The following is a 14294-nucleotide window of genomic DNA, read 5'->3' on the forward strand; positions in this document are numbered from 1 at the left end:
GCTCGGGCCTCCCTGTAAACGTCTGTAGGTCTCTTGTGAAAGAGTGTTAAGCCCCGCGCCCGCCTGCCCGGGGCTCGGCTATGCTCGGCACTTTCCACCGCGAAGACCTGCCGTGATCCCCTTGCTCATCGTCGAAGACGACACCGCCCTGGCCGAGCTCATCGCCACCTACCTGGGCCGTCAGGGCTATGCCGTGACGGTGATCGGTCGCGGCGACGAAGCCCTGGCCGCGGTGCAGCGCCTGCGCCCGCACCTGGTGGTGCTCGACGTCATGCTGCCGGGGCTGGACGGCCTGCAGGTCTGCCGTCAGCTGCGCGCCGCCCAGCCAGGCCTGCCGATCCTGATGCTCACGGCTCTGGACGACAGCCACGACCAGGTGCTGGGCCTGGAGATCGGCGCCGACGACTACGTCAGCAAGCCCTGCGAACCGCGGGTGCTGCTGGCACGCATCCGCACCCTGCTGCGCCGCTGCCAGCTGGGTGAGGCACCCGCCGATGACCGCCTCACTATCGGCCAGCTGCGGCTGCTGCCGGGTGAACGCCAGGTCTGGTGGCGCGACCAGCTGGTGGAACTGTCCTCCACCGAATTCAACCTGCTGGCGATCCTCATGCGCCATGCCGGCGAGGTGCTCAGCCGCGACCAGCTGATCCAGCAATTGCGCGGCATCGAATTCAACGGCGTCGATCGCTCGGTGGACGTGGCCATCTCCAAGCTGCGCCGGCGCTTCGAAGAGCACCCCGGCGACGCCCGGCGGATCAAGACCGTCTGGGGCAAGGGCTATCTCCTTTCCCGCGCCGAGTGGGAATAGATGCTCAAGATCCTCGTCCGCCTCTACCTCATCCTGCTGGTGACCTATGGCGCCGCCAGCTACCTGGTGCCCGAGGCGCTGCTGCAGGTGTTCTACGAGCGCTACAGTCGCTACACCCTCGAACAACTGCACGGCCCGCTCAGCCTGGTGCAGCGCACCTTCAACCAGGCGCCGTCGGCGCGCTGGCCAGCCCTGCAGAAGGAGTTGGCCGCGGAACTGGCGCCCATAAGCCTGCGTCTGGTCCCGCTTGAGGATCCAGCCCTCACCCCGGAGGAGCGCGCCGATCTGGCCGCCGGCCAGCGGCGGGTACGCCTGGGCGACTATGGCGAACCCAGCGCGGCCCTGGTGCCGCTGCCGACGGATCAGGTGCTCTGGGTCGGCATCCCCGAGGCGCCCACCGACATCGCCCTGACCTACTGGGCCATGAACGCCCTGATCGGCGCGGCCCTGCTGGTTTGCCTCTATGTCTGGCTGCGACCGCACTGGCGCGACCTGGAGCGGCTGCGGCGTACCGCGGCGCGCCTGGGCAAGGGCCATCTGGGCGAGCGCACGGCCATCTCGCCGCGCTCGGACATCGGCGAGGTGGCGCGGGCCTTCGATGACATGGCCCAGGAACTGGAGGCGCTGATCGTCCAGCAGCGCGACCTGCTCAACGCCGTCTCCCATGAATTGCGCACGCCGCTGTCACGCCTGGAATTCGGCCTGGCGCTGTTGCAGGCCGATCCGCTGCCCGCCGAGACCCACCGCCAGCTGGAACAACTGGTGCGCCACGTCCGCGAACTGGATGCCCTGGTCGACGAATTACTGTCCTTTGCCCGCCTGCAGAGCAGCCAGCAGCCGCCCGAACGCCTGAGCCTGGAACTCGAAGCCTTTCTCGACAGCGTGCTGGCCGACTTCGCCGAAGAGCAGGAGCGCCGCGGCGTCGTGATGCACCTGGACCTGACGCAGGCGCCCAGGCGGGCCGAACTGGCGCCACGCCTCACCGCCCGCGCCCTGCAGAATCTCGTCGGCAACGCCCTGCGTTATTGCCAGCGCGAGGTCTGGGTAGCGGTCCGTGACGACGGCGACGCGTTGCTGATCGCCGTCGAGGATGACGGCGAGGGGATTCCCGCGGCGGAGCGCGAGCGGGTCTTCGAACCCTTCTATCGCCTGGATCGCAGTCGTGACCGCGCCACCGGCGGCTTCGGCCTGGGCCTGGCCATCAGCCGGCGCGCGGTGGAAAACCAGGGTGGCCGGCTGGACCTGAGCGCCGGTGCCCAGGGTGGCGCTCGATTCGAGATCCGCCTGCCATTGCCGCCGCGCCTGGGGCTCGCCTGAGGCCGCCGTGGCCCCTACACTTGGCGCCCCCGCCCGTTTCGGAATCGTCATGGCAGAGCCCTTCGACCGCCAATCGCTGCAACCCCTGCTCGACCGTATCGCCGCCGCCGCGCCGCGCCATTTCGGCGAAGGCGAGGTGGCCGACTACATCCCGGCCTTGGCCGAGGTGGCGCCGGATCAGTTCGGCATCGCCGTCTGCGACGTCAAGGGCCAGGTCTGGCGCGCCGGGGCGGCCGACACCGCCTTTTCCATCCAGTCCATTTCCAAGGTGCTCAACCTGGTGATCGCCATGCAGCGCCTGGACGAGGCGGATATCTGGACCCGCGTCGGCCGCGAGCCTTCCGGCCATGCCTTCAATTCCATGGCCCAGCTGGAAGAAAAGAAAGGCGTGCCGCGCAATCCCTTCATCAACGCCGGCGCCGTGCAGGTCTGCGAATTGCTGGTGTCGCGCATCATGTCGATCCACTGGATGATGCGCGAACAGGCGCGCCGTCTGGCCGGCAATCCGACGCTCAACTTCGACGACCGCGTGGCCCGCTCGGAGATGGACCACAAGGCGCGCAACGCCGCTCTGGCCTATCTGATGAAGGCCTACGGCAATCTGCACAGCGAGGTCGATGACGTCCTCGACGTCTATTTCCACGGCTGCGCCCTGGCCATGAGCTGCGTCGACGTGGCTCGCGCCTTCGCCTTTCTCGCCAACGGCGGCATCAATCCCCAGGATGGCCAGGCCGTGGTGACGCCCCAGCAGACCCGCCAGCTCAATGCGCTGCTGCTGACCTGCGGCCTCTACGATGCGGCCGGCGACTTCGCCTGGCGCGTCGGCCTGCCGGGCAAGAGTGGGGTAGGGGGCGGCATCGTCGCCATCGTGCCGGGACAGATGAGCATCTGCGTCTGGTCGCCCCGGCTGGACAGCTACGGCAACTCGGTGGCCGGCCTGCGTTCTCTAGAGACCCTGGTGGAAGGGCTGGGCGTGGCGCCGCTCGGCTAGTAGGCCATGGACAGGCTGAGGGTTACCTGGGGCACCACGCCGTCGGTCTCGCCCTCCGGACCGCTCAACTCGCGCAGGGCGCCGTCGCGATAGAGCGCCAGGGCTTCGGCGCGAGCGCTCCAGCGCGTCTCGCCCCAGCGAAAGGGCTGCTCCAGCGCCAGCCCGGTGCGGGCATAGAGGCGATCGCCGGAATCCGGTCCATAGAAGCCGTTCCACCCCACCCCCAGGGCGCTGGGGAAACTCAGGCGCAGGCCACTGGCCGAGAGGTCCAATCCGGGTTCCAGGCTGCCCTGGGTGTAGAGACCGCTGTCACCCTGAGTGCGGGTGGTCACCGCCAGTCCCGGACGCCAGGCACCCAGGCCCGACTCGGCCTGGTAGGCCAGGGTCAGGCTGGCCTCTTGCGTGGTGGCGGCGACATCGTTTGGGCTGCTCTTGACCGTGTAGACGAAGCCGACCCTCAGGCCCTCGGCCGGTGACACCACCAGGCCCAGCAGGTTGTTGCTCTCGTACCAGCGCCGCGGGCTGACCCGTTCCTCGCTGGAGGGGCTGTGCAGGCCGTTGCTGCTGCTGAACACCAGCCAGGCATCGGCATTGCCGTCGCTTCCCTGGTGCAGATCCAGGGAGAAGCCCGCCTGCAGGTGTAAGGGGACGCGGTCGAGGCTGGCCGCGTCGTCATCGTAGTTGCCGCGGGAAAAGTCGCCGTTGCGCACGTCCATGCCCAGTTGCGGATGGAAGCGCCCGGAGTTTTCGCTGACCTCCACGCTGCCCAGGGCGGCGTCTTCGCTTTCGATGGACGGCACGCTACGCGGCGCGGCGGTGGCCTCCAGGGCCAGACAGCCCGCCAGCAGACCGGCGCAACGCAGGGGCGAGGGGCACGACATGGCGACTCCGGGATGCGCGGGGCGCTCCGGGTGAGGCGCCATGGGGCATCGGACCAGGCCGCCGCCGAGCGGGTTCCAGGCCCTAGAGCACCGGCGAAAACACCCGGGCCACCCGCATGGCCACCCGCCGCCAGCGGCGCAGGGCGGCATTGTCCTCGGGGGTGAGTTCGCGGGAGCGACTGAAGTCCTGCTCCAGCATCTTGCGCACCTCCCAGGCGAAGGGGACGTCCATCACCATCACCATGACCTCGAAGTTGAGGCGGAAGGAGCGGTTGTCCAGGTTGGCGCTGCCCACCGCGGCCACGTCTTCGTCGATCAACACCACCTTCTGGTGCAAGAAGCCCGGGCCGTAGCGGAACACCCGCACCCCGGCGTGCACCGCTTCGAAGGCATAGAGATAGGAGGCGGCATAGACCACCTTGTGGTCCGGTCGCGAGGGCAGCAGGATGCGCACGTCCACCCCGCGCAGGGCGGCCAGGCGCAGGGCTGCCGAAACGGCTTCGTCGGGGATGAAGTAGGGCGTGGTGATCCAGACGCGGTGGCGCGCCGAGTGGATGGCCTCGACAAAGAACAGCGAGCAGGTCTCCTGATCGTCCGCCGGCCCGCTGGGCACCACCTGGCAGAGCACGCCCCCCTCTTCGTAGCGTTCCGGCAGCAGCAGGGTGGGCAGCTTTCTGGTCACCCAGTACCAGTCCTGGGCAAAGGTTTCCTGCAGAGTGGCCAGGGCCGGACCGCGCAATTCCAGGTGGGTGTCGCGCCAGGGCGCCAGGGGCGGCTTGAGGCCCATGTATTCGTCGCCGACGTTGAGCCCGCCGGTAAAGCCCACCTCGCCATCGACAATGACGATCTTGCGGTGGTTGCGGAAGTTGACCTGGAACCTGTTGATCAGCCCGCGACGGTTGCTGAAGCCCTTCACCTCGCAACCGGCTTCGCGCAGCTTTTCCACATAGGCGCGCGGCAGGGCATGGCTGCCGATGGCGTCGTACAGCAGAAAGACCTGGACTCCGGCGCGGGCGCGGTCCAGCAGGGTGTTCTGCAGGGCCAGGCCGAGGGCGTCGTCGTGGATGATGAAGAACTGCACCAGCACCACCTTCTGCGCCCCGCGGATGGCCGCGAGGATGGCGGCGAAGGTCTCCTCGCCGTTGATCAGCAGCCGCACCTGGTTGTTGGCAACGCAGGGCGTGCCGGTGAGGGCGGTCATGGCCTTGAGCTTGCGATTGGCCGCGCTGCACTGCTGGGCGGCCATGGCCTCGGCGATCCAGGGTCGCCAGTCCAGTTCGGCGGCCTGGCGCGCCATCTCCTCGTCGGCCTGGCGCCGCGCCTTCACGTAGCTGTCGAAGCGCCGCCGGCCAAAGACCAGGTAGGGAATCAGGCTGAGGAAGGGCATGAACACCAGCGCCATGGCCCAGGCCATGGCGCCCTGGGCGGTACGCACCGTGATGATGGCGTGGATCGCCGCGCTGATGCCGATCAGTTCGAGGACCAGGGCGATGTAGTGGAGATCGAGGGGCAGGGAAGGCACGCGGGCAGCTCTCGCTCCTGGGTGGATGTCAGAGGGGTTGGACCGCCCTGAGCACCACGAATTTCGGCGTGGCCGCGATCTGTTTGACACGCCTGAACAGCCGCTTGAGCTTGACGTGATAACCCAGGTGGCGATTGCCCACCAGCCAGAGTTCGCCCTGCTCGGTCAGCGCCGCCCGCGCCTGCTGGAACATGCGCCAGGCGAGGAAGTCGCCCACCACCTGCTGCTGGTGAAAGGGCGGATTGCACAGGATCAGCTCCAGCGACCGCGGCGGCTGGTCGGCCAGGCCATCGGCCGCGCGGATCGCCACCGGTCGCTCGCCGAAGGCCGCGCTCCAGTTCTCTCGCGCCGACTGCACCGCCATGTAGGACTCGTCCACCAGGGTGAATTGCGCCTCCGGATTGGCCAGGGCGCAGGCCAGCGCCAGCACGCCGTTGCCGCAACCGAGATCGGCCACCCGGGTCTGGCCCAGGCCCTGGGGCAGGTGTGGCAGGAAGGCACGGGTGCCGATGTCCAGGCCCTCGCGGCAGAAGACGTTGGCATGGTTGACCAGGGTCAGTGGCGGCGCATCCAGGCGATAGCGACTCGGGTAGGGCGAGGCCACCGCCGGTCGCGCCTCGGGGGTGGCGAAGAGCAGCCGCGCCTTCTTTACCGCCAGCGAAGCCTGCACCGGGCCGATATGCCGCTCCAGCAGGTCGCCGGCGGCGCGGGGCAGGTGCTTGAGCATGCCGGCGGCGATCACCCGGGCACCCGGCGCCAGCTGGCCGTGCAGGCGGATCAGCTGCTCTTCCAGCAACGCCAGGGTCTTGGGCACCCGCACCAGCACCAGATCGAAGGGACCGCTGATCGCCTCGCTGGCCGGGACGAAGGTTACCGCCTCGGCGGCGAGGCCGTTGCGCGCCAGGTTGGCCGCCAGCGCCAGGGCCGCCAGGTGCGAGTCGCCACTGGAGGTCACCTGGGCATGAGCGGCGAGACTGGCGGCCAGGGCGCCGAAGCCGTCGTTGAGCACCAGCACCCGGGCGGACGGGGCCAGGCCCTCCTCGGCGACCTGCTGCAGCAGGTATTCGTCGGCGGCGTCGAAGGCCTGCAGGGGATCGTCGCGGCGCGGGGGCTGACGGTCGAGTTCGAGGGTGGCGAAGGGCGAGACGAGAGAAGGCATGGTTTCTGTCGGTGTTTATCGGCGGCTCACTGCGGGACAATGGCGCCAAGCAATCGGGAAAAAGAGGCCAGTATGACCGCCACCGAAGACAAGTTCACCCGCGAGACGATCACCGCCGTCTGGCCCTGGAGCGACAACCTCTTCAGCCTGAGGACCACCCGCGATCCGCGCTATCGCTTTCGCGCCGGCCAGTTCGCCCGGCTGGGCGTGCGCAAGGCCGATGGCGACATCGTCTGGCGGGCCTACTCCATGGTCTCGGCGCCCCACGACGACTTCCTCGAATTCTTTTCCATCGTGGTGCCGGGTGGCGCCTTCACCAGCGAACTGAGCCGCCTACGCGAGGGCGACGAACTGCTGATGGAAAAGCAGCCCTATGGCTATCTCACCCTGGAGCGCTTCGGCGGCGGTCGCGATCTCTGGCTGCTGGCCACCGGCACGGGCCTCGCGCCCTTCCTGTCGATGCTGCAGGAGCCCGATACCTGGGAGCGCTTCGAGCGCATCGTGCTGGTCTACAGCGTGCGCGAAGCCCGCGATCTGGCCTATCAGGAGGTCATCCGCGGTTACGGCGAGGTGGAGCACCTCGAAGGTCTCACCGACCGCCTGGTCTATGTTCCCGTGGTTACCCGCGAGGATCACCCCGGCGCCCTGCGTGGCCGCATCACCACCCTGATCGAGAACGGCGAGCTGGAACGCGCCGCCGGCGTCGAACTCTCGCCCGAGCACTCGCGCATCCTCATCTGCGGCAATCCGGAGATGGTCGACGACACCCGCCAGCTGCTCAAGACCCGCGATCTACAGCTGGCCCTGAGTCGCCGACCCGGGCAGGTGGCGGTGGAAAACTACTGGTAACAGGGGCCACCACCGGCGTCTTTACGTTTTCTTCACAATTGGAAAAGGTTGGGCCTTTAGCTTTGGCCCCACCTTGCTCTAGGATCGGAATTTCCAAGGCTACTTTCCGAGTCCCGATGAGCAGTGACAGATCCGAGCCGCCCCCGGCCCCCAGGCCAGGTGCGGCTGACACCCCCTACCGTCTTTCTTCCTCCGCGGCCGTTCGGCCCTCTATCGCGGAGGCATCCCGCTAATGGAATGGATCGCCGATCCCACCGCCTGGTTGGGACTCCTCACCCTGATCGTCCTGGAAATCGTCCTGGGCATCGACAACCTGGTGTTCATCGCCATCCTCGCCGACAAGCTGCCGCCCGCGCAGCGTGACAAGGCACGGGTGATCGGCCTGTCGCTGGCGCTGATCATGCGTCTGGGCCTCTTGGCCAGCATCTCCTGGATGGTGACCCTCACCGAGCCGCTGTTCGAGGTCTTCGGCAAGGCCTTCTCCGGCCGTGACCTCATCATGCTGTTCGGCGGTATCTTCCTGCTGTTCAAGGCCACCACCGAGTTGCACGAACGCATCGAGGGCCACACCCACAAGACCGGTGGCAATCGCGCCTACGCGGCCTTCTGGCCGGTGGTCGCGCAGATCGTGGTGCTTGACGCCGTGTTCTCGCTGGACGCCGTCATCACCGCCGTGGGCATGGTCGAGCACCTGAGCGTGATGATGATCGCCGTGATCATCTCCATCGGTCTGATGCTGGTGGCGAGCAAGCCGTTGACCGCCTTCGTCAACGCCCACCCCACGGTGATCATGCTGTGCCTGGGCTTCCTGATGATGATCGGTCTGAGCCTGACCGCCGAAGGCCTGGGCTTCCACATTCCCAAGGGCTACCTCTATGCCGCCATCGGCTTCTCGATCCTCATCGAGCTGGCCAACCAGGTGGTGCGCTGGAAGCGCAAGCGCCAGTTGCACGAGCGGCTCGGCATGCGCGAGCGGACCTCCCAGGCCGTGCTGCGGCTGCTGGGCGGTCGCCTGCGCGAAGACGAGGTGGACGAGGACATCGCCGAGCTGATGGAAGGCGAGAAGGGCGAAGGCCCGGTCTTCGATCGCCGCGAGCGCCTGATGATCAGCGGCGTGCTGCAACTGGGCGAGCGCCCGGTGCGCACGGTGATGACCGCCCGCGCCGACGTCGACATCCTCGATGCCGACGCCGCCCCGGAACGGCTGCGCGAGCAATTGCTGGCCTCGGCCCACTCGCGCCTGCCGCTGGTGGTCAACGGCAACATCGACGAACCCCTGGGCTATGTGCACAAGAAGGAGCTGTTCGCCGACATCCTGCAAGGCCAGTCGCCGGATCTGCGTGCCCGGGTGCGCACCCCCATCCACCTGCCGGCCCAGGCCACGGTACTGGGCGCTCTGGAACAGCTGCGCGCCGCCTCGACCCACGTGGCCTTCGTGGTCAATGAATTCGGTGGTTTCGAAGGCCTGTTGACCCTGACCGACATCCTCGAGGCCATCGCCGGCGAATTGCCGGATGCCAGCGAGGAGAGCCTGCCGGAACTGGAAAAGGTGGAGAACGGCTATCGCGCCAGCGGCGGCCTGAACCTGCATCCCCTGGCCCAGCGCACCGGTTTCCAGATCGCCGAAAACGAGGACTACCAGACCCTCGGCGGCCTGGTGGTGGACCTGCTGGGACGCCTGCCGGTGGCCGGTGATCGCCTGGAATACCAGGGCTGGCAGCTGACCGTGGAATCGGTCAAGGATCGGCGGATCGGCTGGATCCGCCTGGAGCGGCCCGCCTCCTAGCGAGGCGGGCGTTCTGTAAGCCTGTTCAAAGGCTGCGAGCTAGAGTCAAACAAGGCGAAAATGGCTGAGGAAGCGGAGTTTACAAGTGGTAAATGAGCATTCCGAAGCCATTTTCAACGCAGGTTGGCCGACGCGCAGCCGCCTTTGAAAGGCTTACAGCGGGTTGACCGGCGGTTCCTGCTTCACCACGGGAACCTCGGTCGCCTTGCTGTTCTGCTCCTTCAGCAGGTCGCGGATCTCGGTCAGCAGCACCTGGTCCTTGGTCGGACCGGCCGGGGCGGCATCCTGGTGCAGGCGCAGGCGGTTGAGAACCTTGATCGCCATGAAGATGGCGAAGGCGATGATCACGAAGTCGAAGATGGTCTGCAGGAACTTGCCGTAGGACATGACCACGGCTGGCTGGTCACCCACGGCGGCCCTCAGGGTGATCGCCAGTTGCGAGAAATCCACACCCCCCAGCAACAGACCCAGCGGCGGCGTGATGATGTCGGCCACGAAGGACGACACGATCTTGCCGAAAGCCGCGCCCAGGATGATGCCGACCGCCAGGTCGACCACGTTGCCTCTCATGGCGAATTTCTTGAACTCGGCAATGATGCTCATGCTGCACTCCTTTGGATGGTTTCGAAGAGACGATAGACGATTGTGCTCGCTTCGCTCGGGTTTGGAACCCTGCTAACGGTCTCCAGGTTCCCCGGAAGCGGCAAATCGCCGCGCGATCGGCAACTGGTCGCGGCTGTCGCACTTTGTCGAAGGGGCCGGGTCCACCCTTGTACGCCGAGGGCAGCAACCCTCGCGACCTCCACCTCTCGTCCCCAAGGAGCCCCTGATGGTTGCCAAACACGACCTGCACAAAGACTTTCCCGAGTACGCCGAGCAGCTGGACAGCCGTCCGCAGACCGATGCGGCCTTCGCCAAGCTGCTGGAAGACTACGCCAAGCTCGACCAGCAGATCCTCGATCTGGAGGAAGTGGAAGAATCCAGTGGCGACGAGGAACTGGGTCGCCTGCGCCGCGAGCGCGTCCTGCTCAAGGACAAGATCGCTCAGCAGCTGAAATACCCGTCCTAGCCGTACCGGGCTCGACCGGCAGCGTCGAGCCCTGCCTGGCGCGATTGGCAAGAGCCGCTGGCGTTGCCATCATGGCCTCCCAGGAGAGGAGCCGATGACCGACGAAGTGGCGATGTACCAGCAGTGGCACCTGTGGATCACCGAGGCGGCCGTGGAAGCCCAGCGCCGTCGCGTGCAGCTCGAATTCGCCGAATACAGCCGGTTGCTGGCCGACCTGCAACTGCTCGAACAGCAGCGCTGGCAACAGGCGTTGCCCGTCTGGTTGCGTGGCGAGGCGGAAATGGTGTCGACGCTCAAGCACTAGCGGCTGATCGGCGAACCCCCTGCAGAGCCTGATGACAGCGCGATGAACGACCAGCGGTGCCCGGCGGTCAATGGGTTACCCCAGGCTACTTTCGCGGGGTGAGCGAGGTTTATCCGGCCTACCTGGCCCTCTCAACGAGGATGTCCCCATGAAGCGTACCGCCCTGATCGCCCTGATGATGTTTGCCGCCGCCCCCGTATTCGCCAAGGATCTGTGCGCGGTCCAGCTGCAGAAGCTGGACGATGCCAGCAAGATGAAGACCAACATGATCGGCCCGGGCAGTTCCCAGGCCCAGCAGATCGCCGAATTCCGCAAGAACGCCATGGCTGCCCAGAAAGCCGGTGACGAGAAGAAGTGCATCGCGCAGGCCAACCAGGCCCTGACCATGCTGCGTCAGCCGGGTGGCGAGGGCAACTAAGGCCCAAGCCTGCCGTTCGAGAAAAGGCGCGCTCCCCCGCGGGAGTGCGCCTTTTTACTGTCTATGCATCCAGTCGTGTTATGCTGGAGGTCTTCCCTTCTCGACTGGAGAATTCCGCCATGGCCAAGGCCAAGCGTCTCTACGGCTGCACCGAATGCGGCGCCACCTTTCCCAAGTGGGCGGGCCAGTGCGGTGAGTGCGGCGCCTGGAACACCCTGGTGGAAACCGTCGTCGAGACCTCCGCTGTCCCTTCCGGACGCGCCGGCTGGGCCGGAGCCCAGGCGACCATCAAGACCCTGGCCGAGGTCAGCGTCGAGGAAACCCCGCGCTTCACCACCGATTCCACCGAACTCGACCGGGTGCTGGGTGGCGGCCTGGTGGATGGCTCCGTGGTGCTGATCGGCGGCGATCCCGGCATCGGCAAGTCCACCATCCTGCTGCAGACCCTCTGCCACCTGGCCGCGCGCATGCCGGCGCTCTATGTCACCGGCGAGGAATCCCAGCAGCAGGTGGCCATGCGTGCCCGCCGCCTGGGCCTGCCGGAAGACAAGCTCAAGGTCATGACCGAGACTTGCATCGAGTCCATCGTCGCCACCGCCCGCCAGGAAAAGCCGCGGGTCATGGTGATCGACTCCATCCAGACCATCTTCACCGAGCAGCTGCAGTCCGCGCCCGGCGGCGTGGCCCAGGTACGCGAGAGCGCAGCGCTGCTGGTGCGGTTCGCCAAGCAGACCGGCACCGCCATCTTCCTGGTGGGCCACGTCACCAAGGAAGGCGCCCTGGCCGGACCGCGGGTGCTGGAGCACATGGTCGACACCGTGCTCTATTTCGAGGGCGAATCCGACGGCCGCCTGCGCATGCTGAGAGCGGTCAAGAACCGCTTTGGCGCGGTCAACGAACTGGGCGTGTTCGGCATGACCGACAAGGGCCTCAAGGAGGTCTCCAACCCTTCGGCGATCTTTCTCAACCGGGCCCAGGAGGCGGTGGCCGGCAGCGTGGTCATGGCGACCTGGGAGGGCTCGCGGCCGATGCTGGTGGAGGTGCAGGCCCTGGTGGACACCAGTCACCTGGCCAATCCGCGGCGGGTCACCGTGGGCCTGGACCAGAATCGCCTGGCCATGCTGCTGGCGGTGCTGCACCGCCATGGCAGCATTCCCACCTACGATCAGGACGTCTTCATCAACGTGGTCGGCGGGGTCAAGGTGCTGGAGACGGCGGTGGACCTGGCGCTGATGTCGGCGGTGATCTCCAGCCTGAGGGACCGCGCCCTGCCGCACGACCTGCTGGTGTTCGGCGAGATCGGCCTGTCTGGTGAGATCCGCCCGGTGCCCAGTGGCCAGGAACGGCTCAAGGAGGCGGCCAAGCACGGCTTCAAGCGGGCCATCGTGCCCAAGGGTAATGCGCCCAAGGACCCGCCACCCGGCTTGCAGGTGGTCGCGGTGACGCGTCTGGAGCAGGCGCTGGATGCCCTGTTCGAATAGCCCTGGGCGGCTTTTGTAATATTTTTTAAAACTCTCGGCGGGGCAGGGTGGTCTATCAGGCGCTTCCATGACCCTGGATACCCGCCATGTCTCGTCTGCTCCCGCTTTCCGTATTCCTTGCCGGCTTCGCTACCAGTGCCCTGGTCCAGGCCGCCGATCCCAGCAGCTCCGCGCCGGCCAGTCTGGAGGTGGATCAGCTGGAGTGGCAGCACGCCGACGAAGGCAGCGTCTTCAACTGGGATCTGGAAGGCTGGGCCCTGGGCGGCGGCGCCAATCGCCTGGATTTTCGCAGCCAGGGCGAGCGTACCAACGGCCACACCGAGCAGGCCGAGGTGCAGGCGCTCTGGGGTCACGCCCTGGCCAAGGGCTGGGGCAGCGTGGCCGGCATCCGCCAGGATTTCAAACCCGGCTCGCCGCAGACCTGGGCAGCCCTGGGCATCCAGGAACACGATCCCGAGGATCTCGACATCGAGATCACCGCCTTCTTTGGCGAAAACAGCCAGACCGCCCTGCGCCTGGAAGCCGAATACGACTGGGCCCTGACCCAGCGGCTGATCCTCCAGCCCCACACCGAACTCAATTTCTACGGCCGCAACGACGAGTCCCGCGGCCAGGGCGCCGGTTTCGCCGAAAGCGAAGCCGGGCTGCGCCTGAGATACCAGGTGACCCCGGAGGTCGCGCCCTATGTCGGGGTGTCCTGGAACGCCACCCACGGCAACACCGCCGCCATGGCGCGGGAAGAGGGCGAAGACACCCACGACGCTCGCCTGGTGGTGGGTCTGCACCTGGAGTTCTAGGCCCGGTCCTACGGAAGACTTCGCCCTTCGCTTCGGACAGGCGCCCTCGCTCAGGGGGTAGGCAGAGGTGACCTGGCTGTTCTATCGCGGCCACGGGCCGCTCCTGCAGCGCTTTCCGTGTACCTGTAGGAGCGATCGCTAAGGCGCACCGGCATGGCCGCGATAGAGATCAAGCAGAGCAGTAGCGTGGAAAACGGCGCAGCCTTTTCCACTGGGCCTTCGCGGCGAGGGACACCCTCACCCCAACCCTCTCCCGAGGGGAGAGGGGGCTATCCGTGCAGGTGTTCATCTCCATCGGCTTCAGGATCGCGATCAGCTGTCTGCCTACACCTGTAGGAGCACCCCGCGACCGCGATAAGCCGCAATCGGCACAGACGATAGAGCGCTAGCCAGTACCGTCGACCCCAAGACCTAGGGCGAACCCAGCGCCGCCAGTTCGCGTTCCAGCAGGGTTTCGTCGCCCAGGTTCAGCTCCACCAGGCGGCGCAGGTGGCTGATGGAATCCAGATCGATCTGGCGGCAGGCGAAGGCCAACTGCTCCGGGGTTTCCCGTACCAGCTCCACGTCCATGCTCACCTGGGCCTCGTCGTTCAGCAGGATGCGCAGCTGATAGGCCGCGCTCGGCTGGGCCGACCAGTCGGCAGGCCGCGCCAGCAGCACGCCCTTGAGCGAGATGTCGTCCACGGGCGCTGCCCACTGGCGCTCACCCTGGTGCAACTGGGCAGGGGCATCGAAGGTGAAGCGGGTAAAGCGGCGACGCTCGTTGGTGTCGTTCATGGAAGGGCTTCCTGAGGTTTCCTGATCACTGTAGACGACCGTGGCCGTCCCGTATCGACTGCGCCTGGAAGGGTAGCCGGCGGCGGCCGGTGGGGCCAGGACGAGAGGGCTCATTGGTCGCCAGGGGGCGAGCAG

General features: G+C 66.8%; 15 protein-coding genes. 10 read left to right on the forward strand and 5 right to left on the reverse strand.

Annotated features, from left to right (window positions below; translation table 11 throughout):
* Positions 1–112: 112 nt before the first annotated feature.
* The 3 genes from POR01S_RS14915 (at position 113) to glsB (ending at position 3116) form a co-directional block, all read left to right on the forward strand.
* On the forward strand, positions 113–808 hold the full coding sequence (locus POR01S_RS14915; protein WP_007162700.1) for a response regulator: 696 nt from the start codon (positions 113–115) through the stop codon (positions 806–808).
* Positions 809–2125, forward strand: a complete 1317-nt coding sequence (locus POR01S_RS14920; protein WP_042136740.1) for an ATP-binding protein — start codon at positions 809–811, stop codon at positions 2123–2125.
* Between the two features lie 76 nt (positions 2126–2201).
* Entirely contained in the window at positions 2202–3116 is a 915-nt protein-coding gene (gene glsB, locus POR01S_RS14925) for a glutaminase B (protein WP_042136917.1), read from the forward strand.
* Here the strand turns inward: glsB and POR01S_RS14930 are convergent.
* The 3 genes from POR01S_RS14930 to POR01S_RS14940 form a co-directional block, all read right to left on the reverse strand.
* Positions 3113–3997: a hypothetical protein gene (locus POR01S_RS14930; RefSeq protein WP_042136743.1), complete on the reverse strand. Its 885-nt coding sequence runs from the start codon at positions 3995–3997 to the stop codon at positions 3113–3115. The two genes, glsB and POR01S_RS14930, sit on opposite strands and share 4 nt — an antisense overlap.
* An 82-nt stretch (positions 3998–4079) precedes the next feature.
* Positions 4080–5519: a cardiolipin synthase gene (gene cls, locus POR01S_RS14935; RefSeq protein WP_007162696.1), complete on the reverse strand. Its 1440-nt coding sequence runs from the start codon at positions 5517–5519 to the stop codon at positions 4080–4082.
* 28 nt (positions 5520–5547) lie between these two features.
* Positions 5548–6678, reverse strand: a complete 1131-nt coding sequence (locus tag POR01S_RS14940; protein WP_042136745.1) for a methyltransferase — start codon at positions 6676–6678, stop codon at positions 5548–5550.
* A 72-nt stretch (positions 6679–6750) separates the two neighbouring features.
* On the opposite strand from POR01S_RS14940, the gene POR01S_RS14945 reads away from it, so the two are divergent.
* Together POR01S_RS14945 and POR01S_RS14950 are read left to right on the forward strand one after the other, a co-directional pair.
* Complete coding sequence (locus POR01S_RS14945) at positions 6751–7527, forward strand: ferredoxin--NADP reductase (protein WP_042136747.1); 777 nt, start codon at positions 6751–6753, stop codon at positions 7525–7527.
* A 232-nt stretch (positions 7528–7759) separates the two neighbouring features.
* Complete coding sequence (locus POR01S_RS14950; RefSeq protein ID WP_027598462.1) at positions 7760–9313, forward strand: TerC family protein; 1554 nt, start codon at positions 7760–7762, stop codon at positions 9311–9313.
* A gap of 153 nt (positions 9314–9466) precedes the next feature.
* On the opposite strand, the gene mscL is transcribed toward POR01S_RS14950, so the two are convergent.
* Positions 9467–9916 carry a large-conductance mechanosensitive channel protein MscL gene (mscL, locus tag POR01S_RS14955; protein ID WP_042136748.1) on the reverse strand — a complete coding sequence of 150 codons (450 nt, stop codon included), beginning with the start codon at positions 9914–9916 and terminating at the stop codon, positions 9467–9469.
* Between the two features lie 226 nt (positions 9917–10142).
* On the opposite strand from mscL, the gene POR01S_RS14960 reads away from it, so the two are divergent.
* From POR01S_RS14960 to POR01S_RS14980, 5 genes are all read left to right on the forward strand, one after another.
* Entirely contained in the window at positions 10143–10382 is a 240-nt protein-coding gene (locus POR01S_RS14960) for an HP1242/YdcH family protein (RefSeq protein ID WP_007162691.1), read from the forward strand.
* Positions 10383–10476: 94 nt separating this feature from the next.
* Entirely contained in the window at positions 10477–10686 is a 210-nt protein-coding gene (locus tag POR01S_RS14965) for a hypothetical protein (protein ID WP_007162690.1), read from the forward strand.
* Positions 10687–10834: 148 nt separating this feature from the next.
* Positions 10835–11104, forward strand: coding sequence for a PA2433 domain-containing protein (locus tag POR01S_RS14970; RefSeq protein ID WP_007162689.1), 270 nt, complete (start codon positions 10835–10837; stop codon positions 11102–11104).
* 119 nt (positions 11105–11223) lie between these two features.
* Positions 11224–12585, forward strand: coding sequence for a DNA repair protein RadA (gene radA, locus POR01S_RS14975; RefSeq protein WP_027598463.1), 1362 nt, complete (start codon positions 11224–11226; stop codon positions 12583–12585).
* A gap of 86 nt (positions 12586–12671) precedes the next feature.
* Entirely contained in the window at positions 12672–13382 is a 711-nt protein-coding gene (locus tag POR01S_RS14980) for a copper resistance protein B (RefSeq protein WP_042136750.1), read from the forward strand.
* Positions 13383–13793: 411 nt separating this feature from the next.
* Here POR01S_RS14980 and POR01S_RS14985 read toward each other — a convergent pair whose 3' ends face one another.
* Positions 13794–14159, reverse strand: a complete 366-nt coding sequence (locus POR01S_RS14985) for a PilZ domain-containing protein (RefSeq protein ID WP_042136752.1) — start codon at positions 14157–14159, stop codon at positions 13794–13796.
* Between the last annotated feature and the right edge of the window lie 135 nt (positions 14160–14294).

Source organism: Pseudomonas oryzihabitans NBRC 102199, assembly GCF_000730625.1.
GTDB lineage: Bacteria > Pseudomonadota > Gammaproteobacteria > Pseudomonadales > Pseudomonadaceae > Chryseomonas > Chryseomonas oryzihabitans.

What these genes read in the sequence shown, in the direction of transcription:
- POR01S_RS14920 (WP_042136740.1), top strand. Translation starts at nt 809, where the DNA reads ATGCTCAAGATCCTCGTCCGCCTCTACCTCATCCTGCTGGTGACCTAT.
- POR01S_RS14930 (WP_042136743.1), bottom strand. Translation starts at nt 3,997, where the DNA reads ATGTCGTGCCCCTCGCCCCTGCGTTGCGCCGGTCTGCTGGCGGGCTGT.
- POR01S_RS14940 (WP_042136745.1), bottom strand. Translation starts at nt 6,678, where the DNA reads ATGCCTTCTCTCGTCTCGCCCTTCGCCACCCTCGAACTCGACCGTCAG.
- POR01S_RS14945 (WP_042136747.1), top strand. Translation starts at nt 6,751, where the DNA reads ATGACCGCCACCGAAGACAAGTTCACCCGCGAGACGATCACCGCCGTC.
- POR01S_RS14950 (WP_027598462.1), top strand. Translation starts at nt 7,760, where the DNA reads ATGGAATGGATCGCCGATCCCACCGCCTGGTTGGGACTCCTCACCCTG.
- mscL (WP_042136748.1), bottom strand. Translation starts at nt 9,916, where the DNA reads ATGAGCATCATTGCCGAGTTCAAGAAATTCGCCATGAGAGGCAACGTG.
- POR01S_RS14960 (WP_007162691.1), top strand. Translation starts at nt 10,143, where the DNA reads ATGGTTGCCAAACACGACCTGCACAAAGACTTTCCCGAGTACGCCGAG.
- POR01S_RS14965 (WP_007162690.1), top strand. Translation starts at nt 10,477, where the DNA reads ATGACCGACGAAGTGGCGATGTACCAGCAGTGGCACCTGTGGATCACC.
- POR01S_RS14970 (WP_007162689.1), top strand. Translation starts at nt 10,835, where the DNA reads ATGAAGCGTACCGCCCTGATCGCCCTGATGATGTTTGCCGCCGCCCCC.
- radA (WP_027598463.1), top strand. Translation starts at nt 11,224, where the DNA reads ATGGCCAAGGCCAAGCGTCTCTACGGCTGCACCGAATGCGGCGCCACC.
- POR01S_RS14980 (WP_042136750.1), top strand. Translation starts at nt 12,672, where the DNA reads ATGTCTCGTCTGCTCCCGCTTTCCGTATTCCTTGCCGGCTTCGCTACC.
- POR01S_RS14985 (WP_042136752.1), bottom strand. Translation starts at nt 14,159, where the DNA reads ATGAACGACACCAACGAGCGTCGCCGCTTTACCCGCTTCACCTTCGAT.